The sequence below is a fragment of the Prodigiosinella aquatilis genome (assembly GCA_030388725.1).
Classification (GTDB): domain Bacteria; phylum Pseudomonadota; class Gammaproteobacteria; order Enterobacterales; family Enterobacteriaceae; genus Prodigiosinella; species Prodigiosinella aquatilis.
In genome coordinates this window covers 2,451,787-2,476,881 of record CP128857.1, presented here as the reverse complement: position 1 = coordinate 2,476,881, position 25,095 = coordinate 2,451,787, and the positions used below count along the sequence as shown (strand labels likewise).

The 25,095-nt window shown below is 51.2% G+C and carries 23 protein-coding genes and 1 pseudogene; 12 read left to right on the top strand and 12 right to left on the bottom strand.

Annotated elements, in window-relative coordinates; genetic code table 11:
- The first annotated feature begins 4 nt into the window (after positions 1-4).
- The 4 genes from PCO85_11560 (at position 5) to PCO85_11545 (ending at position 5,048) form a co-directional block, all read left to right on the top strand.
- Entirely contained in the window at positions 5-1,138 is a 1,134-nt protein-coding gene (locus PCO85_11560; GenBank protein ID WJV51912.1) for an amidohydrolase/deacetylase family metallohydrolase, read from the top strand.
- Entirely contained in the window at positions 1,122-2,243 is a 1,122-nt protein-coding gene (locus PCO85_11555; protein WJV51911.1) for a DgaE family pyridoxal phosphate-dependent ammonia lyase, read from the top strand. Before PCO85_11560 ends, PCO85_11555 begins: the two co-directional genes overlap by 17 nt.
- A complete protein-coding gene (locus PCO85_11550; GenBank protein ID WJV51910.1) occupies positions 2,240-2,980 on the top strand; it encodes a KDGP aldolase family protein in 741 nt (246 codons plus the stop codon). The genes PCO85_11555 and PCO85_11550 overlap by 4 nt, the downstream gene beginning before the upstream one ends.
- 157 nt (positions 2,981-3,137) lie before the next feature.
- Complete coding sequence (locus tag PCO85_11545) at positions 3,138-5,048, top strand: PRD domain-containing protein (protein ID WJV51909.1); 1,911 nt, start codon at positions 3,138-3,140, stop codon at positions 5,046-5,048.
- 122 nt (positions 5,049-5,170) lie between these two features.
- On the opposite strand, the gene PCO85_11540 is transcribed toward PCO85_11545, so the two are convergent.
- Positions 5,171-5,515: a DNA-binding protein gene (locus tag PCO85_11540; GenBank protein ID WJV51908.1), complete on the bottom strand. Its 345-nt coding sequence runs from the start codon at positions 5,513-5,515 to the stop codon at positions 5,171-5,173.
- A gap of 126 nt (positions 5,516-5,641) precedes the next feature.
- On the opposite strand from PCO85_11540, the gene PCO85_11535 reads away from it, so the two are divergent.
- Positions 5,642-6,460, top strand: coding sequence for an AvrE-family type 3 secretion system effector (locus PCO85_11535; GenBank protein ID WJV56064.1), 819 nt, complete (start codon positions 5,642-5,644; stop codon positions 6,458-6,460).
- 33 nt (positions 6,461-6,493) lie between these two features.
- Positions 6,494-6,916 (top strand): type III secretion system chaperone, encoded by a 423-nt coding sequence (locus tag PCO85_11530; protein WJV56063.1) that lies wholly within the window; start codon positions 6,494-6,496, stop codon positions 6,914-6,916.
- A 147-nt stretch (positions 6,917-7,063) separates the two neighbouring features.
- Here the strand turns inward: PCO85_11530 and PCO85_11525 are convergent, their stop codons facing one another.
- The 5 genes from PCO85_11525 to PCO85_11505 form a co-directional block, all read right to left on the bottom strand.
- On the bottom strand, positions 7,064-7,993 hold the full coding sequence (locus tag PCO85_11525; GenBank protein WJV51907.1) for a sugar ABC transporter permease: 930 nt from the start codon (positions 7,991-7,993) through the stop codon (positions 7,064-7,066).
- A 3-nt stretch (positions 7,994-7,996) separates the two neighbouring features.
- Positions 7,997-9,271 carry an extracellular solute-binding protein gene (locus tag PCO85_11520; protein ID WJV51906.1) on the bottom strand — a complete coding sequence of 425 codons (1,275 nt, stop codon included), beginning with the start codon at positions 9,269-9,271 and terminating at the stop codon, positions 7,997-7,999.
- 62 nt (positions 9,272-9,333) lie between these two features.
- On the bottom strand, positions 9,334-10,134 hold the full coding sequence (locus PCO85_11515) for a carbohydrate ABC transporter permease (protein WJV51905.1): 801 nt from the start codon (positions 10,132-10,134) through the stop codon (positions 9,334-9,336).
- Between the two features lie 11 nt (positions 10,135-10,145).
- A complete protein-coding gene (gene ugpC, locus PCO85_11510; protein WJV51904.1) occupies positions 10,146-11,270 on the bottom strand; it encodes a sn-glycerol-3-phosphate ABC transporter ATP-binding protein UgpC in 1,125 nt (374 codons plus the stop codon).
- 125 nt (positions 11,271-11,395) lie between these two features.
- Entirely contained in the window at positions 11,396-12,196 is an 801-nt protein-coding gene (locus PCO85_11505; GenBank protein ID WJV51903.1) for an SDR family NAD(P)-dependent oxidoreductase, read from the bottom strand.
- 215 nt (positions 12,197-12,411) lie between these two features.
- Here PCO85_11505 and PCO85_11500 point away from each other — a divergent pair, with 215 nt between their 5' ends.
- The 6 genes and pseudogenes from PCO85_11500 to PCO85_11475 all read left to right on the top strand — a co-directional run bounded on the left by PCO85_11500 (position 12,412) and on the right by PCO85_11475 (position 19,082).
- Positions 12,412-13,212: a BtpA/SgcQ family protein gene (locus PCO85_11500; GenBank protein WJV51902.1), complete on the top strand. Its 801-nt coding sequence runs from the start codon at positions 12,412-12,414 to the stop codon at positions 13,210-13,212.
- Between the two features lie 24 nt (positions 13,213-13,236).
- Entirely contained in the window at positions 13,237-14,754 is a 1,518-nt protein-coding gene (locus PCO85_11495; protein ID WJV51901.1) for an FGGY-family carbohydrate kinase, read from the top strand.
- Positions 14,744-15,376: an HAD family phosphatase gene (locus PCO85_11490; protein ID WJV51900.1), complete on the top strand. Its 633-nt coding sequence runs from the start codon at positions 14,744-14,746 to the stop codon at positions 15,374-15,376. The genes PCO85_11495 and PCO85_11490 overlap by 11 nt, the downstream gene beginning before the upstream one ends.
- A 192-nt stretch (positions 15,377-15,568) precedes the next feature.
- Positions 15,569-16,420: a DeoR/GlpR family DNA-binding transcription regulator gene (locus tag PCO85_11485; protein WJV51899.1), complete on the top strand. Its 852-nt coding sequence runs from the start codon at positions 15,569-15,571 to the stop codon at positions 16,418-16,420.
- Between the two features lie 335 nt (positions 16,421-16,755).
- On the top strand, positions 16,756-18,480 hold the full coding sequence (locus tag PCO85_11480) for an ABC-F family ATP-binding cassette domain-containing protein (protein ID WJV55943.1): 1,725 nt from the start codon (positions 16,756-16,758) through the stop codon (positions 18,478-18,480).
- Between the two features lie 227 nt (positions 18,481-18,707).
- Positions 18,708-19,082 (top strand): annotated as a pseudogene (locus tag PCO85_11475) (gamma-glutamyltransferase).
- Positions 19,083-19,205: 123 nt separating this feature from the next.
- Here PCO85_11475 and PCO85_11470 read toward each other — a convergent pair.
- From PCO85_11470 to PCO85_11445, 6 genes are all read right to left on the bottom strand, one after another.
- Positions 19,206-19,685 carry a tellurium resistance protein TerW gene (locus tag PCO85_11470; protein ID WJV55942.1) on the bottom strand — a complete coding sequence of 160 codons (480 nt, stop codon included), beginning with the start codon at positions 19,683-19,685 and terminating at the stop codon, positions 19,206-19,208.
- Between the two features lie 111 nt (positions 19,686-19,796).
- Complete coding sequence (locus PCO85_11465; GenBank protein WJV55941.1) at positions 19,797-20,753, bottom strand: HpcH/HpaI aldolase/citrate lyase family protein; 957 nt, start codon at positions 20,751-20,753, stop codon at positions 19,797-19,799.
- Positions 20,753-21,832 (bottom strand): cysteine protease StiP family protein, encoded by a 1,080-nt coding sequence (locus PCO85_11460; protein WJV55940.1) that lies wholly within the window; start codon positions 21,830-21,832, stop codon positions 20,753-20,755. The genes PCO85_11465 and PCO85_11460 overlap by 1 nt, the downstream gene beginning before the upstream one ends.
- Position 21,833: 1 nt before the next feature.
- On the bottom strand, positions 21,834-22,607 hold the full coding sequence (locus PCO85_11455) for a hypothetical protein (GenBank protein ID WJV55939.1): 774 nt from the start codon (positions 22,605-22,607) through the stop codon (positions 21,834-21,836).
- Positions 22,600-23,742: a phosphoribosyltransferase domain-containing protein gene (locus PCO85_11450; protein ID WJV55938.1), complete on the bottom strand. Its 1,143-nt coding sequence runs from the start codon at positions 23,740-23,742 to the stop codon at positions 22,600-22,602. Before PCO85_11450 ends, PCO85_11455 begins: the two co-directional genes overlap by 8 nt.
- Positions 23,739-24,824 (bottom strand): ATP-grasp domain-containing protein, encoded by a 1,086-nt coding sequence (locus PCO85_11445; protein WJV55937.1) that lies wholly within the window; start codon positions 24,822-24,824, stop codon positions 23,739-23,741. Before PCO85_11445 ends, PCO85_11450 begins: the two co-directional genes overlap by 4 nt.
- Positions 24,825-25,095: the final 271 nt, after the last annotated feature.

The window sequence follows — 25,095 nt, the reverse complement described above, 5'->3', positions numbered from 1 at the left end:
GATCATGTTCGATCTCATTATCCGGCGTGCGCGTCTGACCGATGAACAACAGGTCGATATCGCTATCCATGACGGCAAAATTGCCGCCGTCGGACAGGTAGCGGGAACGGCGAAATGTGAGCGGGATCTGGCGGGACGTTACTATCTGAGTGCCGGCTGGATTGATTCCCACGTACATTGTTACCCCAAATCACCGATTTATCATGATGAGGCGGATCGCATTGGCGTCAGTACCGGTGTGACGACGGTGATTGATGCGGGTAGCACTGGCGCGAACGATATTGATGATTTTTATGCCATTACCCGCAGTGCCACCACGCAGGTGTATGCGCTGCTGAATATTGCCCGTACCGGCATTGTGACGCAAAACGAACTGGCGGACATGCAGCAGATTGATCCACTGGCGGTGCGCGATGCTGTACAGCGTCTACCGGATTTTATCGTCGGTATCAAAGCGCGGATGAGCAGCAGTGTGGTGGGTGAAAACGGCATTAAACCGTTGCAGTGCGCGAAGGCTATCCAGCAGGAGATCGGTGGTCTGCCGTTGATGGTTCATGTCGGCAACAACCCTCCTGATCTTGATGAAATAGCCGGGTTGCTGACTGCCGGTGACATTATCACTCATTGCTATAACGGCAAACCGAACCGCATTCTTACCCCGGCAGGCACATTGCGGGCGGCGGTTAAACAGGCAATTGAGCGTGGTGTCCGGCTGGATGTCGGCCACGGTAACGCCAGTTTCAGTTTTGAAGTGGCGCGTATCGCCATCGCACAGGGCGTTCTGCCTGACACCATCAGTTCGGATATTTATTGCCGTAATCGCATCCACGGTCCGGTGCGTAACCTTGCACATGTGATGTCGAAATTCTTTAGCATCGGCATGACGTTGCCGCAGGTTATCGACCGAGTTACCTGGCGGGCCGCCGATGGTCTGCGCCTGCAAACCAAGGGCCGTCTCGATGTGGGGCTTGATGCGGACCTGACCATTTTTACTGTCAAAGAAGATGCTTGTCCGTTCATTGATTCCGAAGGGGAACATGTGCAGGGCGAAAAATATCTGATGCCGCTGGCGGTGGTTGTGGCCGGTCAGTGGATAGTGACCGATGAAGGGAAAATAAACGATGTGTTCGGTGTATGAAAAATATGGTTTAAAACAAGTTATCAACGCCTCCGGGCGGATGACTATTCTCGGTGTTTCCACACCGTCCGCCGACGTGGTGGATACTGTGCGGTACGGTCTTAATCACTATTTTGAAATGAAAGATCTGGTGAATAAGACTGGCGTTTATATCGCCGGGTTGTTGAATGTGGAAAACGCGGTGGTGGTGTCCTGTGCTTCTGCGGGCATTGCCCAGTCGGTGGCGGCGGTGATCGTCAAAGATAACGATTGGCTACTGGATAACCTGCACGCAGCACCACTGACCGTGCCACATGACATTGTGCTGCCGAAAGGTCACAACGTGAACTTCGGTGCGCCAGTCGGCACCATGGTGGCGCTGGGCGGTGGTCGGCTAGTGGAGGCGGGTTATGCCAATGAGTGTTCGCCGGAACAACTTTCTGCGGCAATTACCTCACAAACCGCAGCAATCCTCTATATCAAATCTCACCACTGTGTGCAGAAAAGCCACCTCAGCGTGGCGCAGGCGGCCGTCGTGGCGGCTGAACACGGTGTACCGTTAATTGTTGATGCGGCGGCGGAAGAAGATTTGCAGGGTTATTACCGTGCCGGTGCCGATTTGGTTATTTACAGCGGGGCGAAAGCCATCGAAGGGCCAACCAGCGGACTGGTGATCGGTAAGCATCACTATGTTGAGTGGGTGAAACGCCAATCAACCGGGATTGGTCGTGCGATGAAAGTGGGTAAAGAAGGCATTCTGGGCCTGACGCAGGCGATTGAAAACTACCTGACCCAGCAGAAAGTGACCGGTGCGCAGATGGTGGAAAAAATGACCCCCTTTATCGCTGATCTCAATAGTCTGCAAGGTGTCTGTGCCCGCGTGGTATGGGATGCCGCTGGGCGCGATATCGCCCGTACTGAAATTCATTTCGACGAAGCGGTGATTGGCCGTACCACTGGCGAGGTGGTGCTGGCGTTGAAAACCGGTGATATCGCCATCTATTTCCGCGGCTACAAAGCCAATGAAAGCATTATCGAAGTCGATGTGCGCAGTGTTACTCCAGATCAGCTAGATACCATTTTTGTTTGCATGAAGGCTTTATTAACAGGAGATAAAAGCGCATGACGTTGACACCCAAATTCTATAATGATCGTGTTTGCCTGAATGTGCTGGCGGGCTCTAAACAAAACGCTCGCGACATATGGCTGGCTGCTGATGGGTATGTGCTGGTAGGGGTATTGTCGAAAAATTATGGCAGCGTCGACGACGCCGTGGCGGATATGCTCGACTATGCTCAACTGATCGATAATGCAATTTCTGTTGGGTTGGGGGCGGGTGATCCGAATCAGTCGTTGATGGTGAGTGAAATTGCTCGCCAGATTCAGCCACAGCATGTTAATCAGGTATTCACCGGCGTGGGTACCAGCCGGGCATTGCTGGGGCAATCGCAGACGGTGGTGAATGGACTGGTATCACCAACCGGTACGGTTGGAATGGTGAAAATTTCCACTGGTCCGTTGAGCTCTCTGGCGCCTGACGGTGTTGTTCCAATAGAGACTGCCATTGCGTTACTGAAAGATATGGGCGGCAGTTCAATCAAATATTTCCCGATGGGCGGGCTAAAATCGATTGACGAGTTCACCGCGGTGGCACAAGCCTGCGCCAGGCATGATTTCTGGCTGGAACCGACAGGTGGTATCAGTCTGGATAATTATGCCGAGATTCTTAAGGTGGCATTGGATGCCGGTGTGAGCAAAATCATTCCGCATATTTACAGCTCAATTATTGACCCAGCGTCTGGTAACACACGGCCTGATGATGTTCGAGCGCTATTGACGATGACTCAACAGCTGCTGGCATAATAAACGTTCCGCCATAACAAACGTGTTGTATAACCCTGGGCGGCCAACTTTATGGTTCGGAGGAAAAGATGGATAACGGGCAATTCTCTGGTTTGCCGGGAATAAAGATGGCCGCTGCCGATCATATGTGTAAATTCGTAACATGGGATCAAATCACGTGAGATTTCCCAACCAACGATTAGCGCAGTTGTTTGATGCCCTGAGAAATGAACCTCTGCCGCAGGGAGAGTTGGCGCGGCGTTTTGCCGTGTCGACACGTACTGTACGTACTGATATCACGTCGCTCAACGAGTTGCTGGCAGATCACGGCGCGAGTTTCGTGCTCAATCGTGGTGAGGGTTACCAGCTAAAAATTATTGATTCAGCCCGTTACGATGACTGGTTGCAAGCGTCGCCATCTCGGTTGAATGTGCCGCGAACCTCGACAGAGCGCGTACATTATCTGCTAATGCGTTTTTTAACCTCCGCTTTCTCGCTCAAACTGGAAGATGTGGCGGACGAATGGTTTGTCAGCCGGGCGACTCTGCAAAATGATATGGCTGAAGTGCGGGAATGGTTGAATCGTTATAGTCTGTCACTTGAGGCCAGACCTCGCTACGGCATGAAACTGTTTGGCGGCGAAGTCTCAATTCGTACCTGTCTGACCGATCTGCTGTACCAGATTGAGCAAAATGACAACGATAACCCACTGCTCAGTGCTGATGTGCTCGACCGTGGTATGGTGTCGATGTTACAGCCGTTGCTACATCAATGCCTTTCTCGCAGTTCGATTCGCATGACGGACGACGGGGAGCGTTATCTGCAACTTTACTGCGCGGTGACGATACGGCGCATCAACGAGGGGTATCCGCTTTCCGATTTCGTTGCTGAAGGGGTTGATGAGGATGTGTGCCATGCGGCGCAACATATCATTCAGGTCATGCGGTCGTTGACCAGTAAACCGATTTCTCTGTCGGAAGAGGCTTATCTGCGGGTGAACATTGCTGCACGCCGTGTGCAAGAGATTACACCGAGCGCCATCAGTGCCGACGACAGTAACTCCCTGGTGGATTACATCCTCAGTTACATCAACAAACACTACAATTTCAACCTGCAAAATGATCCGCAACTGCGCGCTGACCTGCTTACCCATGTCAAAACCATGATTACCCGCGTGCGCTATCAGATTCATATCCCCAACCCACTGCTGGCCAACATCAAGCAGCACTATCCTATGGCTTACGATGTGACGCTGGCGGCGGTTTCCAGTTGGGGCAAATATACGCCTTATGTCATCAGTGAAAATGAAATCGGTTTTCTGGTCTTACATATTGGCGTTGGTTTGGAGCGCCACTACAACGTCGGTTATCAGCGCCATCCTCAGGTGTTATTGGTTTGTGACACCGGAAATTCTACCATCCGCATGATTCAGGCAGTGTTGATGCGCAAGTATCCGCAAATTGAGGTGAACACCGTTAGCTCGCCGCGAGAATATCAGGCGATGCCGAGTATTGAAGCTGATTTTGTTATTTCAACCTCGCGGCTGAACGAAAAAGATAAACCGGTGGTGGTGATATCGCCATTTCCTACCGGCTACCAACTGGAACAGATCGGTAAGCTGGTACTGGTGGATCGCACCAGGCCGTACATGCTGGAGCGGTTTTTTGACGCACAGCACTTTCACATCATCAATACGCCGATGGATCAATCGCAATTGTTCCGCTTGCTGTGTGATCAGCTTGAGCGGGAAGGGTATGTCGACGCGGCATTTTATCCTTCGGTGGAAGAACGAGAAGCTATCGTCAGTACCATGCTGGGTGAAGGGATTGCATTACCGCACTCGCTGGGATTGTTAGCAAAAAAAACCGTGGTGTTTACCGTATTGGCTCCGCAAGGCATTGCCTGGGGCGATGAAACCGCCTATGTGATTTTCCTGTTGGCGATCAGCAAAACCGAGTACGAAGAAGCCATGGCGATCTACGATCTATTTGTAACCTTTATGCGGGAGCGGGCGATGACGCGTTTGCGCGAAAGTCCCGACTTTATCAGTTTTAAAGCGGTCGCGATGGATTGTCTCAGTCGGTTGTAGCTTCGGTATTATCGCCATTTATCTGGCCGTTTCCCGAACATCGGCAACCTGCTCATCGCGTGTTACACAATGAGAAAAGCCAGCAAATGATTGCTGGCTTTGGTGTGTAAATGGCGCTCATGTCACAGCACTTGTCGCTGCTTCTGTAAGGTTATTAGCTGGTCGGCAATAGAACGGATAACCCAGAAAGCTGTTTGTCCGATATCACTGCTTAAACCAGGTGAAACATCATTATCCGCATTTTTCAGAAAATCATTCTCCAGCGAATCAACAAAAGCATCAAAGTTAAACTGACCTGTTCGTGGCTGATCTTGCTTACTGAGTACCAGATTTAATCGACCACTAACCATTTGGATGGCTTGCTCAAAAGCCTGACGTTGTGCCGGAGTAATGTATCCCCCGCGATGAACAAGCTCGACCCAACGGGATGGTGATGCCACATCGTGTTTACTTACACCTCTATGCATATTATTTCACCTGTAGATGGGTTGATTCAGGAACCTTGTAGTGATTTTTCACGTTGTTAAGGGTGGCATGGCTCACATCGACATTCAGACCTTCACTGTCACTTTTCACGAAGGAGAACGTTTGTGATGAAAAATGTGGATATGAGCTACCAAAGTGACAAAGTGGCGACCAGCTCGCATCGTGATATTCATGACCCGATGGCGTTGACCAAATCCCGTCTGGTACTGGATACCCTCACCGTGGGCGATCTGCATAAGGTTACTGACCAACTGGCAACATTGTCAGGGAAAAATCCCACTGCTGCGGATTTGCAACCGATGAAAGACGCGTTGACTCAACTGCGTGATCAGCAATATGGCGGCAATGAAGTGAAAAAAGTGACTGACATGGGCTTTACTAACTTCAAAACATTAGAAGCTGATTATGGTGCGATCAGATCCTTTGCCAAAGCATTCCAGAATGAAAACCACGCCGTTAGTGTGACGTCACGCACCGCATTGCAGGCTGGCTCCCAAAAAGAATTGCTGCAAAAAATGAAAGACACCATTTTGTCGCTGGATAATGGAGAGAATCTGAGCTTTAGCCGTAACTATAACGGTGGGTTAAGTACGCTCTATGTGCCGGCACTGAAAAGTCTTCCCGTTCCCATCGTCCCAGGAGGTGGGTTGACGGGGGACAGAACCTATAACCTGAGCTTTACCCGCAGTGATAATGGAATCGATGTCAACTTTGGTCGGAATGGCGGAGTGACCGCCAAAGCTTCGGTGGGGACCGGTTATCAACCCATTGATACCCAAAAAACTGTCGCATTGGATAAGGAACATAACCTCACGTTCGATCTGCGCGCAGGTGCCAGCGTTGCTGCCAGTGCAGGTTCCGTATCACAGAATGGGCTGACATTTACCTTGTCTGAAAAAGAAAGCATTGAACTTGCTAAAAACTAAGTGGCTTCAGGGACTATCAACAGGAGAGAAATGATGACATCAGCACAACAGAGAGCGGCTCATTTGCTGCATTACTTTGGCCGTTCCTGCCGGACGGAAATCACGCTTAATGAGGGTATTTGTGTTCTGCTTGGCGATGATGGTCAGGAAGCCGCAGTCATTGAAGTACCGGAACATAGCGATAGTCTACTGGTCCATTGCCAGATACTGAACCTGCAAGGGGAAGAGAACCCGGTTGTTTATAAATTGATGCTGCAACTGAACTTTGAAATGGCGGCGATGCGCGGTTGCTGGCTGGCACTGGATGAATATTACAATCTACGTCTTTGCGCCCAGCATTCACTGGCAACCCTGGATGAAGCCAGGTTTAGCGCTATCTTGTCCGGTTTTATTCAGCAGGTGAAAGAGACGAAGAGTTTTATCGCTTCATTATTGGAAAAAACACGCGCAGCCTGAGAATCGCCATCAGGTCTCATATCACTCGATACCTGGCGAATAGTATTGTTGGATTTCGTCACCGGATGATGTTCCCGTGATGAAATCCAACCTCTTCTTGCAAGGGTTTATCTCCATAATGTTCTGGTGCGTTCAGCGTTGGTGCTTTCACTGACGACGTCGTTCAAGCATGGCGAAAAAGATAACCGACATGATTAAAACGATCAGTAAAAGCATTAGCGCGGCGGCGGCACCTTCGTTAATTGTCAGCCCGAGGAAAGCGCGACGATAGGCAAAGAAACTCAGCACTTCGGTTGCCGACCCCGGACCGCCTCGCGTCAAGATATAAGGAAGATCGTAGGTTCTTAGTTCATTAATCAACTGGATAACCACGGCGATGGCGGAGACAGGACGTAACATCGGCAGCGTGATATACCAAAACTGCTGCCATCGACGTGCGCCGTCAATTTCCGCCGCCTCGTAGGGATCCTTGGGTAAGGCTGCCAGACCGGCGGCCAGGATCAGCACGACAAATGAGACCTGTTGCCAGATGTCAATACCGGCCATGGTCCAGAACGCCAGCGTTGGGTTGCCCAGCCAATCCAGAGCGGGTAGACCGGCGCTTTGCAGCATGTGGTTAACGATCCCGAGGTTCGGTTGCAGCAGCATGCGCCATATCAGCGCCACACTGACTGGCGACATCGCCATCGGGATAGTCAGAAGGGCAAAATAGACCGGGCGCATTTTCACTACCCGGTTGAGCATCAATGCTATGCCCAGACCAATGATAAACTCGCCGGATACGGTTAACACCGAATACCGTATCGTCAGCCAGGCCGCAGACCAGAACGCCTCATCACTGAGGACAGAGACGATGTTTTCCAACCCGGTAAAGGGCGCCATATGCGGAGCCAGCAACGTGTAGGATGAAAAGGCCAGCATGATGGCATATACCACCGGAAAACCAAGCACAATAGCCAGTGTCGCCATGCCCGGCGCGGCGAATGCCCATCCTGTCAGACGAAAACGGTCAATGCGGGAAAGCTGACCGGGCTTGATGGTATTCGCCGTTGAATAAGAGGTTCTGATCGGCATCATCACTTATTTCTTCATCAGTTTTTTAAGTTGATCGGCGGATTGCGTCAGTGCGTCATCGATCGTGCTGTTACCGCCAGCGACCTGGGATAACGCCGTGCCCAATACGTCTTCATATTTAGCTGAATAAGTAAAAATCGGGAATGATTTGCCGGAAGCCACCACTTTTTCCGCATCAGCATAGTAAGGGTATTTTGCCAATACGCTGGCATCTTTATAGACATCCGCACGTACTGGGGCATGTCCTTCAAGTGCCCGGGCGGTACTGATGTCTTTGCTTTGTACCCACTGAATAAAAGTCCAGGCGGCGGCTTTTTCTTTATCCGTGGTGTTCTTGGGTATGCCCCATCCCCAGCCGCCGCTTTCGCCGTGTCCACCCGGCATGGTGCTTAGCGCCAGTTTACCTGCTACCGCCGGACAGGTTTTCGGATTGTCGAGTGTCGGCAGCATCCACCAGTAAGAGACCATGCTGAAGGCTTTGCCGCTGCACATCAGTCGAATGGTATCGTCCAGGGTGGCGGACAAGGCGCCGGTTTGTGCTCCGTTTTTGATGGCATCGACGTAAAGGCCCATGGCTTTTTTACCCGCGGCGTTGTCGAGCACTACTTTGTTATCGGCGTTCAGATAGTCGCCGCCTGCGCTAAACAGGTAATTGGAGAATTCCATACTGTTTGGATCGCCGCGCTGTCCCTGCATGGCTGCGCCAGGGTTGCCCGTTTGCTGTTTGATGAATTTCACCAGGGTGACATAGTCATCAAGCGTTTTTGGCAGTTCCAGCGGTTTGTTGAAGGTGGCCTGGTATTTGTCCTGCAAGTGCTTATCTTTAAGCATATCGGTACGGTAAATCATCCCCATGGAGTAGTTATACATCGGGATAAGTTCGATCTTTTTCGGGTCGGTATTGAGCAGTTTTACCGTTGATGGAATGAATGCCGATATATCAAAGCCCGATTTTTTCACCCTGGGCGTCAGATCGGTCAGCCAGTTGGCGCGAGAGAACTCCCCGGCCCACAGAAAATCCACTTCAAGCAGGTTATAGTAGCTCTGTGGCGAGATAAGCTGTGGAACCAGTTTGTCGTGCATATCGCCGTAACCGATTTTTTCAAACTCCACTTTGATGTGATATTTGTTCTCGAATTCAGGCAACATTTTTTCGATAATAGTGGTTTCGGGAACATCTTCCATCAGGGCCCGTAATACGATCTCTTTTGCCTGCGCCGTTGAGCAAAGCCCTGACAAAATCAAACCGGATAACAATGCTGTCTTTGTCTTGTTAAACATAAATAACTCCTGGTATATGAATGCCGGGATGCTAACGGCTGTGGTTACAAAAGCGCGTCTGGTTATTTCACACCACCAAAAGTCAACCCTTTGACGATGTAGCGCTGGATAAAATGTGAAGCGATAATCAGCGGTAGAATGGCCAATACTATGCCGGCCGAGACTTTACCTATCTGTATGCCATTCGAGGTTTGTAAGGCGGCAAGGGCCACCGGGATGGTGGCGGTTTGCGGGCCGCTTAGCACCAAGGCAAAGAGAAACTCGTTCCAGGACAGGATAAAACCAAGCACACCCGCGGCGGCCAGACCCGGCAGTGAGACCGGCAGTACAATATGCCAGAATGCCCCCCAGGCGGTGGCGCCATCGGTCATCGCCGCCCATTCAAGATCGACTGGTATCCCCTCGAAGAACCCCATTAAAATCCAGGTCAGGAAGGGCAGGTTGAGTGCGGTATAGACCAGGGTCAGACCGACCAGCGAATTGGTCAGACCCAGTGAGCGCAGCACCGCAAAGGCCGGTAGAACCAACGCCACGGCTGGCAGCATTTGTGTGGCCAGCATGATAAATCGGGCCGACTTACCGCCAGTCTTGAAGCGGGCAAAGGCATAACCAGTCGCTGCGGCAAATGGCATTGCCAGCAAAACAGAACAAAAGGAAACTATCAGGCTGTTGCCGTAATGGGTGAGAAAATGGTTGCTTCCTATCAAACCTACATAATTTTCAGCAGAGAAACCCGGAAAGATATCGCTACTGTAAGACATTGATTCCGGCACCAGGCTGGTGCGGACGATCCAGATAATAGGGGCGACCACCAGAAGGCAGGCGAAGATCAGGCCAAGGTGCAATCCAAATTTACGTAACATGTCGGGAGCCCTCAGTTCTGCGGATGAGAAATAGGGTGACGTGGCACCACATTCCCTGAATCCGGATCAAAAAGGTGCAGCGGATTGGGATCCATATAGACGGTAATAGCGTCATCGATTCGTGGTCGGCTATGTTGATCCAGTCGGACGATGACCTGTATGTCATCTATCATGCCGCTGACGATATTATCGGCCCCAAGGGACTCGACCGAGGTAACGTTCAGGTTCACCGGTTGCCAGTAGGGTTGACGCTGATGCGCATGAAAATCTTCCGGGCGAATACCCATAATCATTTTCCTCCCCCGAAGGTGTGCATAATCGGCATACATGTGATCAGCCACTTTCAGCATTGGACCGTCTTTGAGTTGTAACCATAATGTGCTGTCGATTTCGGTAACGGTGCAGGCCAGCAGATTGATGGGCGGGGAGGAAAGAAACCTGGCCACGAAGGTGTTAACCGGATTTTCATAAACCTCCAGTGGCGCGCCGATCTGTATCAGATAGCCATCACGCATAATGCAGATACGATCCGCCATCGTCATGGCTTCAACCTGATCATGGGTGACATAAATCATGGTTTTGCCGAGCCGCCGATGTAGTTTAATCAGCTCACGGCGCATTTCCGCACGTAATTGGGCATCCAGATTGGAGAGTGGTTCGTCCAGTAAGAAAGCCTGCGGTTCACGCACAATGGCGCGTCCCAAAGCGACACGTTGGCGCTGGCCGCCGGACAGCGCTGCCGGTTTGCGGTGAAGCAACTTATCCAGACCCAGTAATGCCGCACTTTCAGCGATTTTCGATGCGATGACGTCTTTTGGCGTTCCACGCATCTTCAGGCCAAAAGCCATATTCTCCGCCACCGTCATATGGGGGTAGAGCGCGTAGCTCTGAAAAACGACCGCAATATTGCGGTCGCGTGGCGCCACATTGTTCATATTTTGCCCATCGATCAGTAAAGCGCCTTCACTGATGCTTTCCAGACCAGCAATCATTCGCAACGTAGTCGATTTCCCACAACCAGAAGGGCCGAGGAAAATGACAAACTCCCCATCTCGAATTTTTAAATTCACATCACGAACACTGTACTGACTGTTGTTATAGGCTTTTGAAACGCTCTGCAACTCAATGGATGCCATGCTCTTATACCTCTGTCATACCCGTGATGTTCAGGTCAGCCGGGCTTCCGATCCTGCCTGATAACGTTGATGAATCCAGTTTGATGTCAGACATGGCTGTCAACATGTTGTTTGTATTTGTGCGTTTAACCGGTGTATACACCACCGGTCACGTTAACACCCTGACCCGTCATAAAGCGGGCGGCATCTGAACTCAGAAATGCCACCACATCGGCGACATCTTCCGGCCTCTGAAGCCGGCCGAGCGGCGTCTGACTGATATAATCCTGAACAACCTGTTCGGGTGATATATCACGCAGTGTCGCTTCCCATTCGACTTCTCGTGTTTGCATGCTGGTTTTAACAAATCCCGGGCAAACGGCGTTTACGCGGATGCCCTCAACCGCCAGCTCACGAGCTAAAGCCTGAGTCCAGCCCAATACCGCGAATTTGCTGGCGGAGTAATGTGCCAGCAGTGGTGCGCCAACTTTCGCGGCCAGTGACGCGGTATTCACGATAACGCCCTGTTTTTGCTGTACGAACTGACGGGCGGCTATCTGATTGGTAAGAAAAATACCGCGAATATTGACATCAAAGTTGAAGTCCCACTCTTCATCGGTGATATCCAGTGCACGCTGCATGGTGGAAACGCCCGCATTGGCTATTAACAGTTGATAACCACCAAGCATGGCCGTTACCTGGGAAAATCCCTCAATAACCGACTGACGGGAACGGACATCAATGCCGAAAGAGAAACAGTGTTCACCTAATGATGCCGCCGCATTTTTGGCCGCCATCTCGTTGATATCGCCGATGGCGACAGTCATGCCTTGAGCCAGTAACGTGCGGGCAATCGCCAGTCCGATACCGGTGGCACCGCCAGTGACAATCGCCGTTTTCCCCTTCAATCCTGGGTAATATCCAGGCACTGCTAATACGTTGTTCATCGTTTTTTCCTCCGGTAATGATTATTTATTACACTATTAAAACGGACAAATCAAAACAAAATTAACTTGATTAAAACATTTATCTTCATATTATGTGTTAATTATGTTTGTATTTGTTTACATTGAACGTGGTCGCACGGTATGGCGTATGCGATCAGTATCGACTAATTCCTTAAGGGACTGACCAGTCCCCTGTTAACTATCTGGAGTACGTCATGATTTTCGATTTTTTCGGTAGCAAGAAAAAAGCAGTTATCGCTATGGCTCACATTGGTGCGCTGCCTGGAACGCCGCTTTATAACGCTGATGGGGGCATTAACCGGCTTATCGACGATGTGCTAAGCGATGTGGAGAAGTTACAAGAGGGCGGGGTCGACGCCATTATGTTTGGCAATGAGAACGATCGTCCGTACGTATTTAACGCCGCGTTGGAAGGTGTCGCGGCGATGTCAGCCATTGTTCAGGCGGTAAAACCGGTGTTGAAAGTGCCATTTGGTGTTAACTATCTGTGGGACCCGAAAGCCAGTGTCGCTATTGGCGCCACCACCGGGGCCAGCTTCGTGCGTGAAATTTTCACTGGTGTGTTCGCCTCTGATATGGGGGTCTGGGCTCCAGATTGCGCCGCCGCATCCCGGCTGCGTCACAACCTGGGGCGTGATGACATGAAGCTGCTTTTCAATATTAACGCGGAGTTCGCGCACTCGCTCGATAGCCGTCCCATCGAGTTACGCGCACGCAGTGCCGTATTCTCCTCAATGGCTGATGCTATTCTGGTTTCCGGTCCGATTACCGGCGAACCGGCGGATCAATCCAACCTGCGTAAAGTGTGTGAAACGGTGCAGGATGTACCGGTATTTGCCAACACCGGCACTAACATTGATAACGTCAGTGATATCCTGAAAATGGCCGCTGGCGTGATTATCGGCACGCACTTTAAAGTTGATGGATGTACGTGGAACACCGTAGACGGTGATCGTGTGAAACGGTTTATGGATGTGGTTGAACGTCAACGTTAATAGCCAGCAAATACAGGAGGTTGTATGAGCTGTTTACTGGGTATTGATATCGGAACGACATCGACTATCGGCATATTGATTCGTTTACCGGATCACGTGCTGGGCATTGTCTCCCGTCCGGTGACGTTGTCCTCCCCGAAACCGGGGTGGACGGAAGAGTCTCCTGACGAATGGTGGAAAAATCTGGGGGAAATCACTCGGGAGCTGCTGCAAAAAAATGACGTTGTACCCGCAGACATTGTCGGAATTGGTGTTACCGGCATGCTGCCAGCAATTGTTTTGCTTGATAATAGCGGCCAGTTGCTGCGCCCCAGTATTCAGCAAAGTGACGGGCGTTGTGGCGAGCAGGTGGATCAGATGCGTGGGGAAGTGGATGCTGATGCGTTTATCCGTCAGGCGGGGAATGGTATCAATCAGCAACTGGTCGGTGCCAAAATTCGTTGGCTGGAGCAATATGAACCCGATGTGTTTGCGCGTATCGCCACCGTGTTCGGCTCCTATGATTTCATTAACTGGAAGTTGACCGGTGAGCGATGCATTGAGCAAAACTGGGCGCTGGAAGCCGGTCTGGTTAATGTCGTCACAGATGAGATTGACGATCAACTGGTGAGCTTCGCACATTTACACCGCGATGCAGTGCCTCGATTGGTCAAATCTGATCAGATCATCGGTGCGGTGACAGAGGACGCGGCACGTTGGACCGGACTGATGGCCGGTACGCCGGTTGTTGGCGGCGCGGCCGATATGATAGCGTCGGCATTAGGCGCGGGTGTGACACATCCTGGCGATATTTTGCTGAAATTTGGCGGCTCGGTTGATGTATTGACCGCATCATCAACGATTCGGCCCGACCCGCGGCTGTATCTTGATTACCATCTTATTCCGGGGCTTTATATGCCCAATGGTTGTATGTCTACCGGTGGATCTGCCCTGAACTGGTTCGTGGATAATTTTGCAGGTCAGCATCTGGCCACTGCAACGGCGCAAGGGCTGTCCCTCCATCAGTATCTCGACACTCTGGCCGCCGCCCAACCGGCAGGTTCGGACGGATTGCTGTGCTTGCCCTATTTCCTGGGAGAAAAAACCCCGTTACACGATCCGCTGGCTCGCGGGGTGTTTTTCGGGCTGACGCTATCACACCATGGTGGTCATTTCTGGCGCGCACTGCTTGAGGCATATGCTTATGCGATCTACCATCATATAGAGACGCTGCGTGATATCGGCTATCCGGTCACGCGTTTTATCGTCTCGGATGGAGGTTCCCACAGTCGGCTATGGATGCAAATTGTCGCTGATGTGTTGATGGTTCCGCTCCAGCGCCTTAGTGGACATCCCGGCTCTTGTCTTGGAGCGGCCTGGACTGCGGCGATGGGTGTCGGGGTCAGCGAAGACTGGAACGGTGCCAGTGAATTTGTTCACTTCAGTGAGGTTATTATGCCGAATCCTGACAATGAGGCCTGCTATCGTGAGGGGTATCGGCTGTTCAGAGCGCTGTATGAAGGTTGCAAACCACTCACGCATCGAGGGTTTAATGAAATTTAAAGCTGTTGCCTGGGATGTGGACGGTACGCTGGTTGATAGTGAACCGCTGCATCATCGTGCGTTACTGGCCGTGTGCTCGAGCTATGGGGTCGATCTCAGTGATATTACAGAGTCCCGCTTTTGCGGTGTGCACATCAACGATGTTTGGCACACATTACGCACGCGCCTGCCTGAGGATTTGGCTCAACAGGAGTGGTTGGCCGCTATTGAAGATTATTACATCGCTCACAGCGATGAATTGGTGCCGATAGCACATGGAAAGGACGCTATTGTCGCACTCAGAAATAACGGTATTCGGCAGGCCAGTGTCTCCAATTCATCTCGACGTATTGTGGAGGCTAATCTGCGCACCATCGGGGTGCTGGAGATGATGGAATTTTTAGTGACGCTGGATGATGTCAGCGCGGGCAAACCCGATCCCGAACCTTACCGCCTGGCGACGACGCTTCTTGATTTAACTCCGGGCGATGTGCTGGCGGTGGAAGACAGTGTAACCGGCGTTTTGGGGGCTTGTGCCGCCGGGCTGACTGTAGTCAGTTATACTCAAGGCGCGCCTTTGCATCCCGGCAGCATTGCCGTCAAGGACCTGAGTAACATCACTGCGCTCGTTTTATCAGAATGATCTATTTGCCCCATTCCGAGTTGTATGCATCAGGACGGGGCAATTTCCGCACCAGAATCTTCCATCTCTCGCCATAAATCAAACAAAAACGAACATTTTTTGGTTTTAAAAAATGGTAATCTACCATAGAATTAAATGCCCGGAGAGCGGCATTCAAATAACGTCGCCGCTCATTTCTAACGGATTTGATGAATGACCGAGAGGCGTATCGCAGTGGCAGGTGATGAATTTAAGGAAAATGGCGGCGCTGCCCGCCCGCGCTATCTTTCTCAGGAGAGAAAAAATCATATTTTGGAAGCGTTGATTGGAAAGGGTAGCGTTACGGTTAGCGATGTTTCCAAAACACTGAACGTATCAGAAATGACAGTGCGACGTGACCTGATAGAGCTGGAAGCTGAAGGCCGACTGTTGCGCGTTCATGGTGGCGCGGTGCTGCCCGCAACGGAAAGTCAGACAGTTATGGATAATGAGCCTGCCAACTTTGAGGCGCGACTGCAACTGCGTGCTGACGCCAAGTCGAGGATTGCGACGGCAGCGGCGACAATTGCCAGCCGACACCTAACCATCGCGCTGGATATTGGCACCACGACTCTGATGTTGGCGGAACGCCTTCTTCATTGCGGCAGAATGAAAATCTTCACCAACAGCATCCGGGCGGCCCATATTCTGGGTCAGCGAGATGCATTGCCTGATGTCTATCTGGCTGGTGGCCTGGTACGGCAGGATGAAATGGCCATTGTGGGCCCTTCAGCACTGGCACAGTTCGAACAGCTCTGGTTCGATGTATCGTTTACCAGCGTTGCGGGGTTGACCGGTGCGGGATTGTACGACAGTTCTTTTGAAGAAACGGAAATGAAGCGCGTTTACCTGCGGCGTTCAGGTTACAAAGTCGTGCTGTGCGATTCAGCCAAGTTTCAGCATATGTCGCTAGTACATATCGCTTCGTTGCAGGATATAGATATGCTGATCACGGATATTGCACCACCGCCAGCGCTGGCGACGGCGCTTGATGTCGCTAAGGTTGAGGTATTGATTGCGAAATAGACTGGCCCCCATTTTGCCATCCAGTCTGAGCGTAGTTGTGGTTATGTCCATCATTTGGCGGGAGCAGGGCATAGTGGCAAGAAGCAAATATTGTCGCTACAATCCCTTTGTCCATTAACTAACGGAATACAAGGAGGATCACTATGCCGCGCTGTGAATTGTTTAACACTTCACATCCTTTGGGTAATTGCCATAGCTCAAGCGTTATCGGTATCGTGCTGCGATAACTCCGGCTTGAGCGAAGCAAACCACTAATCTCCTTCCCTCGGGCTTACCGGGTTATCGTCAGCGATGTTTGACGAGGTACTGTTGTACCTATAACTCTTGGGTAAGCAATGAGCACTTTACTAACTGCACAATCTCTCTGTGTTGACACACCTTCCGGTCCACTGTTGACTGATATCTCCCTCACCTTAAGTAAAGGCGACCGCCTGGGACTTATCGGTCATAACGGTTGTGGTAAAAGCACACTGTTGAAACTGCTTGACGGCACGCTCTCGCCGGCCAGTGGCCGCGTGACCAAGGCAAACCACTGTCTGTTGGCCCGCGGTGAACAACATCTTCCGATGGCGTTGCATTCCCTGACCATGCTGGATGCGGTTCTGATACAGCTCGCTGGGGCTGAGCGAGCCAGCGAACGCTGGCGGGCAGAAGCTTTACTCGCCAGCATGGGTTTTAGCGATCGGGACTGGCGTCTCGCCGCTGGAACCTTAAGTGGTGGGCAACATACCCGTTTGTTGCTGGCCAGGGCGTTAATCAGCACACCGGATTTGTTGTTGCTTGATGAACCGAGCAATCATCTGGATTTACCAACATTATTGTGGCTTGAACAGTTCCTGCAACAATGGAACGGCAGCTTTGTGCTGGTTTCTCATGACAGTCAACTGCTGGATAACGTCACGAACGGCAGTTATATCCTGCGTGATCAGACCTTGCACTTTTTCGCACTGCCTTGTACCGCCGCGCGTAACGCTCTGGCCGAACGTGACCGCAGCGACGCGTTGCGGCAAAAAGCGGAGCAAAAAGAGATCGATCGCATCACCGCCAGCGCTAAACGGCTGGCGATATGGGGCCAAGTCTACGATAACGAAGATTTGGCACGCAAAGCCAAGCAAATGGAAAAGCAGATTGGACGCCTAAAGCAGGAACAAACAGACGTGACGGCTGGCAGCCAGTGGCAACTGACGCTGCATGGTGAAGCCCTGCCAGCAGATCGTTTGTTGGAAATGAAAAACCTACAAGTGAGTCCATCGCCTGGCAGTTCAACGCTTTTTACCTTGCCTTTACAGCGCGTAAAAAGTGGTGATCGGGTGGCCGTTATCGGTCGTAACGGCTGTGGCAAGTCTTCATTATTGCGTCTGTTATGGCGACAGTATCAGCAACCGGTTGGTGACGATGCCATTCGCCTGCATCCGCGGGTCGATATGGGCTATTACGACCAAACGCTGCATCAGCTGCGTGATGAGGACACACTGCTCAATGCGTTGGAACCTTTCGCTCCGCGAGTACATGATAGAAAAATGGCGCTTATCAGTGCCGGTTTTCCATGGGCGCGTCATCAGCAGACTGTTGATACTTTAAGCGGTGGTGAGCGCTCAAGATTACTGTTTGTGGGACTGTCTCTGGCGCGTTATTCGTTGTTAATGCTGGATGAGCCAACCAACCACCTAGATATTGAAGGTAAAGAGGCGCTGGTGCAGACGCTGCAAACTTTTGCCGGTGGTGTGTTATTGGTGACACATGACCGGGTGTTGATGAGCCAGAGTTGCAATCGCTTCTGGCTGATTGATAACGGTATGTTGAGCGAGTGGCATGACCTTGATCGCGTATACGAACGCTTAAGCAGCCTATCCCCCATCTCTGTTGAGGCAGTAAGTCCAACACCGCCAGTGATAAAAGATGCCTGTCATGATGAGGATAGGCTACTGGAGCGATTGATCGAGCTTGAGAAGACGCTGGCAGATGATCTGTCTCGCAAGGAGAAACATCAAAAACCGGCATTGCAAGTACAGTGGCGTAAGGAGATAGCAACGATCAAAACGCTACTGGCGCTGGAGTAATAAAATGTCCCCCTTCGAATAGAGGGGGATTTATCTATGTTGTACTCCATTCGGAGACTACACAGAATCGGAAACAGGCTCTCTGCCTTTTTCTGCACCATCATCCTTTTATCTCTTCATTTCCTTGATACAGCACTGTGCATGCACTGTCTGAAGACGGCGCTGTTATTCAGGTCGGCTATCAATAGGTAGCAAGCTTTCCCTTACTTTTCATCTCGCTATCGAAATTCCACACCATTATTCCGGCGTTTGCACTGGATACGCACGGCCAGCCACTGATGTCGTTTGGTGTGATGAGGGGACCAATGCAGGCGCAGGGACATTTGCAGATGGCATTGCGCATCATGTTGCACGGTCAGAACCCGCAGGCGGCGATTGATGCGCCACGCTGGCGGGTGGAACAGGGGCGTTGGGTGGTAGTGGAGCTGTCGCTGGCACGTAATACACTGGCAGCGCTGCGCGACATGGGTCATGACGTGGTGGTGGAAGATCCGCTGCAAACCTACAGTTTTGGCGGTGCGCAAGTAGTGATGCGCAATCCGCACGGCGGTTATATTGCCGCCACCGAAAGCCGCAAGGATGGTCAGGCGTTGGTGTTCTGACGTGTTATCCGATGGGGTCTGACGTTGAGTTTGCCGTTAAGTGTCAAGCCAACGTCGCGGGTATCCAGAAGATCAACCTTCAGGGCACGCCGCGTCATCTATCTTGACGGAGAGAGCTCAACATTACTTTTGCGCCTGTTGGCTATTTGGTATCAGTGAGGAGGATAACGCTGCAATATGTTGGTCTACTAACAGTTCCACGACATCGCTGCGGGTGGTGTTGGCGAGAATGGCCAATTGGTCGATTCTTCTTAACACTGACATCCGTAGAGAAAGCGAAACAGATTTCTTTTTTTCTTTGTCCAGAGATACTTGTCTCACGGCATCTCCTGACTTTAGCTCTCCGCTCGCGGTTAATACATCATTCATCCATTTTAAGGCTTTTTTATCCAGCAGCTTTGACTCGATAAGTTGATAAGTATGCGTCGCCTTGCTGTATTTTATATCGGCTGAATAGCTGTCTCGTAGCTCTTTCAGAGCACGCGTTAATGTGGGTTCTGAACAGGCAAGCTGAGTGATGATTTTCTTCGCCGATACAGGATGCCTGGAACTCAACAGGATCGCCAATCGGAAAATGCGTGCTTGTCGGGTGCTGAGTTGCATGGTTATTCAGTGCCTGCCGTCAATTTAATGGGAGTGCTGTTGCTCATATTCAGGGATACATCCGGAATGGTGCTGAGTGCTTTTCGAAATCTGAATCTCACTTGTCTATCCTCAGCTTTGATTTGTTAACGTAATGAACCTGACGTCATCTTGCGCGCCATCCGGGGCAATGCCGTAAATCTGTGCCTGTTCGAGGATGCGCGCGGCCCAGCGGCGGTGGGTCGCTGGTTCACACATCGCGCCTTGTGATTTAAAAACAGCCTGGCTGGAGTTAAGTATCCGCAGGGCATCTGCATGATCAGCAGATGACACCATGAGCGCCTGTTCGATCTTGGCAATTTGATTTGGGTGAATGGCCGTCTTGCCTACCAGTCCGTGGGCTATGTCGAGTGCCAGCTCACGCTCCATCACTTCATGGTCATCAATATGTTCACACACCGGTGAGGTCAGGGCGAAGTCACGTGAACCGAACACCGCCACCAGCATTTTAATGACATATCCCATAGGGCTGTCATACAGCGTGAGATAACGTGGACGGCGTAGCGAGATGACATTCATCAGGTCATTGCCACCGATACGCAATGCGATGATTCGATCATGACAAGGATGGTCTACCAGCACCGTGGCCAACTTACGCATTTGTACTACATCAAAGACATCTTCGGTCTCCAGTGTTGGCATCATGCACAGGTGCGTGTCCTTTACAATAGCCCACCACACTGGCAGGGAAGCCAGGGTGAATTTGGGGAGCACCAGTCCGTCAATCGGAGTGAGACTTTCTGTTTCAGTCAGTAGCTTACCCATCTCGGCATGACGCGGACGGATAAACACCAGCGGCCATTCGGCACCATGACCAGCCTGTTTCGCACTGGTCAGCGCTGACAGCACTTGCTTTACGTTGTGCAGGGCAACAGGCACGTCCGTTTCACTGACGGCATCCTCAAGACAGATGACGATAGAGCGTAGCCCCTCAATTTCATTATTCAACACGCACTGGGTGATGTCAGTGCGGGTCGCAGGCATGTAGAGTGTGGCGCCCAGCCGATAGGGCGATAGTCTCTTTGTCATCAGTGAACCTTCTTAATAATGGTGACAGCGCGGTATTGTCCGATACGGTCACCCACTTCAGTGATGGTGATGTTCTTTTGGCGGGCCAGATACACCAGCAGGGCCACATCAGGATCGTCTACTGAACGAACCAGCACGTGTTCCGGAACCCGGCGCAATACGGCACGCGTCGCTTCTGCAATACCGGGTTTAATCCGATTGATACTGGAAATATGGTACTCCTCGGTCAGCGCCGTAATGACTTGCTCGCTCTGCACTTTCAGGTGCGCGTAATTTTCTGGTTCCCACTGGCTGGGGGCAATCGCTTTAACATCGAGTTTTTCGCGACAATCCGCCACCGTATCAACCAACTGTCGGCTACATTCAAACGGGCTAAGATGGGTGCACTTCACACAGCCGTGCAGACCTTCTGATGACCAGATAGAGCGCGAGATGAGCCCGGATACGGGGGCGCCCATGATACCGAAAGGGATCAGCCAGTCGTCGTCACTGGCAGCCAGCCACGAACACCCGCACGGATCAGCCAGCACCACTAATCGTGGTCGATCCGGGTAGCCTGGACGCCCGGCCAGCGACTGTTGTAGCTGACCGGTAATCGCGCCTTTTCCCGTCCAGCCGTCAACAAACACCACCCCATCGGTGCCGTGCTGTGCCTCGATCCAATCCATAGCGGTTTCATCAATACCCCGGTCGCGGATGATGCTTATCCCGTAATGATGTGAGCGCTTTCCCATTGCCCGTAACGTCTGGTGCAACATGACGCCCAGGGGGACGCCAGCACGCACCAGGCTGACCAGGACAATCGGTGTATCACCAAAACGGTTGACTAATGCCTTGGCCAGCATAACCACTTCAGTCGCCAGCCGAATGGCCCCTTGTTCGAGCGCTCGCGCAAACAGATCCAGATGCCAGTCCGTCGGCTCGGGCTCCTGACTCAACATGTCTGAGTAATGCCTGGCACCAGACTGAATAAGTTGTTCCTTCATCTCGACCGGCGTCATTTCCATTTCCACCAGTTTGAGCAGAAAGTGAACGTCATTCGGGAGATATGAGCCGGAAAATGGGGTGAATGCTTGCATATTATTCCTCTCCGAAAATGTGGGTGCTGATCTGCCTGGCGAACTGGCTTTGTTGTGGCATCCCAAACCAGTTGCACAGTTTCATAAACCGATGGTCGCTGAGACTATCTCCCAGCCCAATGACCGGAAACACGCCGCGTTCTGCCCGCAGCTTATTGAGCAGGAATTGCGTGGCGAGACCTTTTTCTACGGGTATGGGTAACCACGCAATATTGTTGCTGTTGCGATGGATATAAAACCCTTCGGCTGAGAATCTGTCTTCGATTTCATCGCCGAGGGTGTACAGCGCTTCGAGTTGGGTGCTGTCAGTGTGTTTCATCACCAGATACACGGGTGTATCGCCGTATTCGTAGTTGATCCGCGCCCAGCCGTTGACATTACGTTCTGCCATTAGCGTGGTGATGCCACGTTGTAGGTCGAGCAGACGTTCACGGTATACCGCCAGACTGGCCAACATGTGCGCTTTCCATTCCTCGTCAGGATCTCCTTCAGGCGTGAGGATCACCGCACCGTGGGTAGTAATAGACCATGAGCGAAAGGGGATAGTGACGCGGCTTATCTCTTCGGTGCCACGGGCAGTCACTGGAATAACGTCAGCATGTTCAAGCAACCAGTCCACCAGCATAGACTGCTCTTCACTCATAAAGCTGCGTGGGATCATGGAGCGATTTAATGCACCCGGACGGAAAGGTTTTTGCGCCAGTTCATCGACCATCTTGCGACGCGTCTGAAACAGGGTGTCATCGAGATCTGAAAGAATAACGGGCTTATTCATAGGAGATGACTTCTACTGTAGGGGCAACACAGTTAAGCGCGTCCAGCAGCGACGGATCGACACTGTCGGCCGGTGTTTCGACACACAGCAGAATTCGGTCAAACAGCTGGTGGGCAACGTTATACACAAAGTTAGGAATACCCAAACCGTAGTTGTCCGTGAAGGCAATGGTCGATTCAATAGCAAACCCGGTAGCAATTGGCGACCGGGTCGTGCAGCTGAATTTGACCTGCGCCCCGGCGTTTTCGAGACGTTCGGCCAGCAGTAATGGTTCCCAGACAAACTCCCCGGATCCCAGCACCAGGATCTTTTCTCCAGATGATGTTGTAATATCATTGCCCAGATCGCGTGCTGGTGCTGCCATCCCAAGGCGACCCCAACTCTGTTTGCCGGTGATCGGTACGCTTCCGGTGGCCGTCTTGCTAATGCAAGGCATGATTGGGATAGGGGCGTTGGGATTTTTCTCCCAATGCCAGTCGCCCTGAATGAGAGAGACCGTGGTCACGGGTAGCGGGCATTGTGCCTCAATTGCATTGCCGCTCCAGTCGGTCAACGTCACGGTTACAACGCGCTCCAGTTGTGTCAGGCCGGCATGCACACGCAGCGACTCCAGCAGATTAATGAAAGTATTGCCAGTGGTGGCTTCGTCATCCACCAGCACCAGGCTGCGTGCATCGCGCACGCGAGCACGCAATATCGGGTCGGTAGGGTGATAAAGAAGGTGATCCGTAGCGTGGCTGTGATTTTCTTTAAATTCACACAGCAGTTCACCCTCCATCGGGTGACGTGTGGAACTCAAATACACTGAGTGCTCAACGTGACGCATTGCTTCATCAAAGACGCCGGCACCCAACCCCACGGCGGTTTCCGCCATGCCAATAAAGAGTACCGGTCCAGGCAGGTCAGACGGAATTTGCTGCGCCAACTGCCGATAGGCCGAACGTATGGTAAAGGGGGATACCGGGATATGCCTCCCCAGCACTTTACTGACGAATAAAAATGCACGCTTCGGGTTCTGGCGCTCAGCAATATCAAATAAGGTATCCAGAGAACGTGTGCCGCCAGTCGGCGTGACTGTCAGCGTACCGCTGGAGAGTTCCCGGCGATAGACAGGGAGTGCATTGAAAGTGCTCATGTATCACCTTTACTAAAGGATAGATTATTCAGTGTCGGGCTGTAGACCACTACATCGATGAGTGAGCGCACGACAGCGGGGGTGAAATTGCCCGTTGTCTCGGCTATAACAGCTTCCGACTCTTCGATAAAACCGAGCTGGCGCATGGCAAATAGGCCCGACAGATTTACGCCGCTATGGCGGGTATAACCAATGCCGCCTGATGGACGCAGGTTGATTTCAAGCAACACTGGCTCGCCATTGTCATTGTTTCGAGTCTGAACATTCACCAGACCATCAGCCTGCATAAGCTCAGCACAAGACTTTCCTAGTTCATAGGCAGGGCCTGATTGCTCAAGATATTGCAGAGCACCTTCTTTACGGCGGGCGACTGCCGTGATGACCTTTCCCCGTTCCACCAGCATGTCGACCGAGTACTCAGGGCCGGGCAGGTAGGGCATTAAAACTAACGGTTCAAGGACGTCCTGTTGCTCTAGCGCATGCAGATAAATTTCAGGGTGTACTTCGCGGCTATCAGGATGTGTGAATGCTGCCATTGCACTGGCATTGTCATCAAAACGCCAGAATCCCATGCCATAAATACCGGTGACGGGTTTCACACAGAGCCATTTTTTACCGGAAGGAGAATAATTATTAATTTCAATATGATAACGCAGTTCTCTGGCTGTCTCCACGCGAATGGACGGCACAACCGGGAGACCATGCTCTTTCATGAAATTGGCGAACTTGACCTTATCATTGGCCAGCTCAAACATAGCGGTGCTTGTGGCGCCGGTTGTCAACGCGACGCCTAAAACTTCGATATCCTGACGGTGTGTTTCGAACCACTGGCAGTGACGTCCCGTATGGATGACGTTAACGCCATAACGCTTCACGGTGGCAGTAATAAAGGCTAGACGCTGTTCATCTTCATGAGGCTCGATCAACGCAATATCAGCCAGAGAAAGTATTTCATTTCGACTGTGGCGATGAGATGCAATAAGAGTGACGTTTTTATTAATTTTTTTACAATAATCTTTAATGCCTAAAATAATATCACGTTGTGATGACAAACCTTCCATTATCCAAATTACATGACTCATCGGTTTTTATATTCCAATAATGAGAGGTGAGGAAAAATCAATCTACGAGTCTAAGTAGACATTTTACTCATGTCAATCATGATATGATTTTTATGGCTGCGTGAATTATTACAAAACAATTCTTATATTTTCTGAAAAAATATGTCAGTTAGTGTAAAAAATAAAATAAAAATCAATTTAAAACAATATGTTAAAAATTAACATACAAAAGAAGACTAAATTATGGGTTGTGTGGTAACTGCATCATGATATGATTTTTTCAGTATATGAA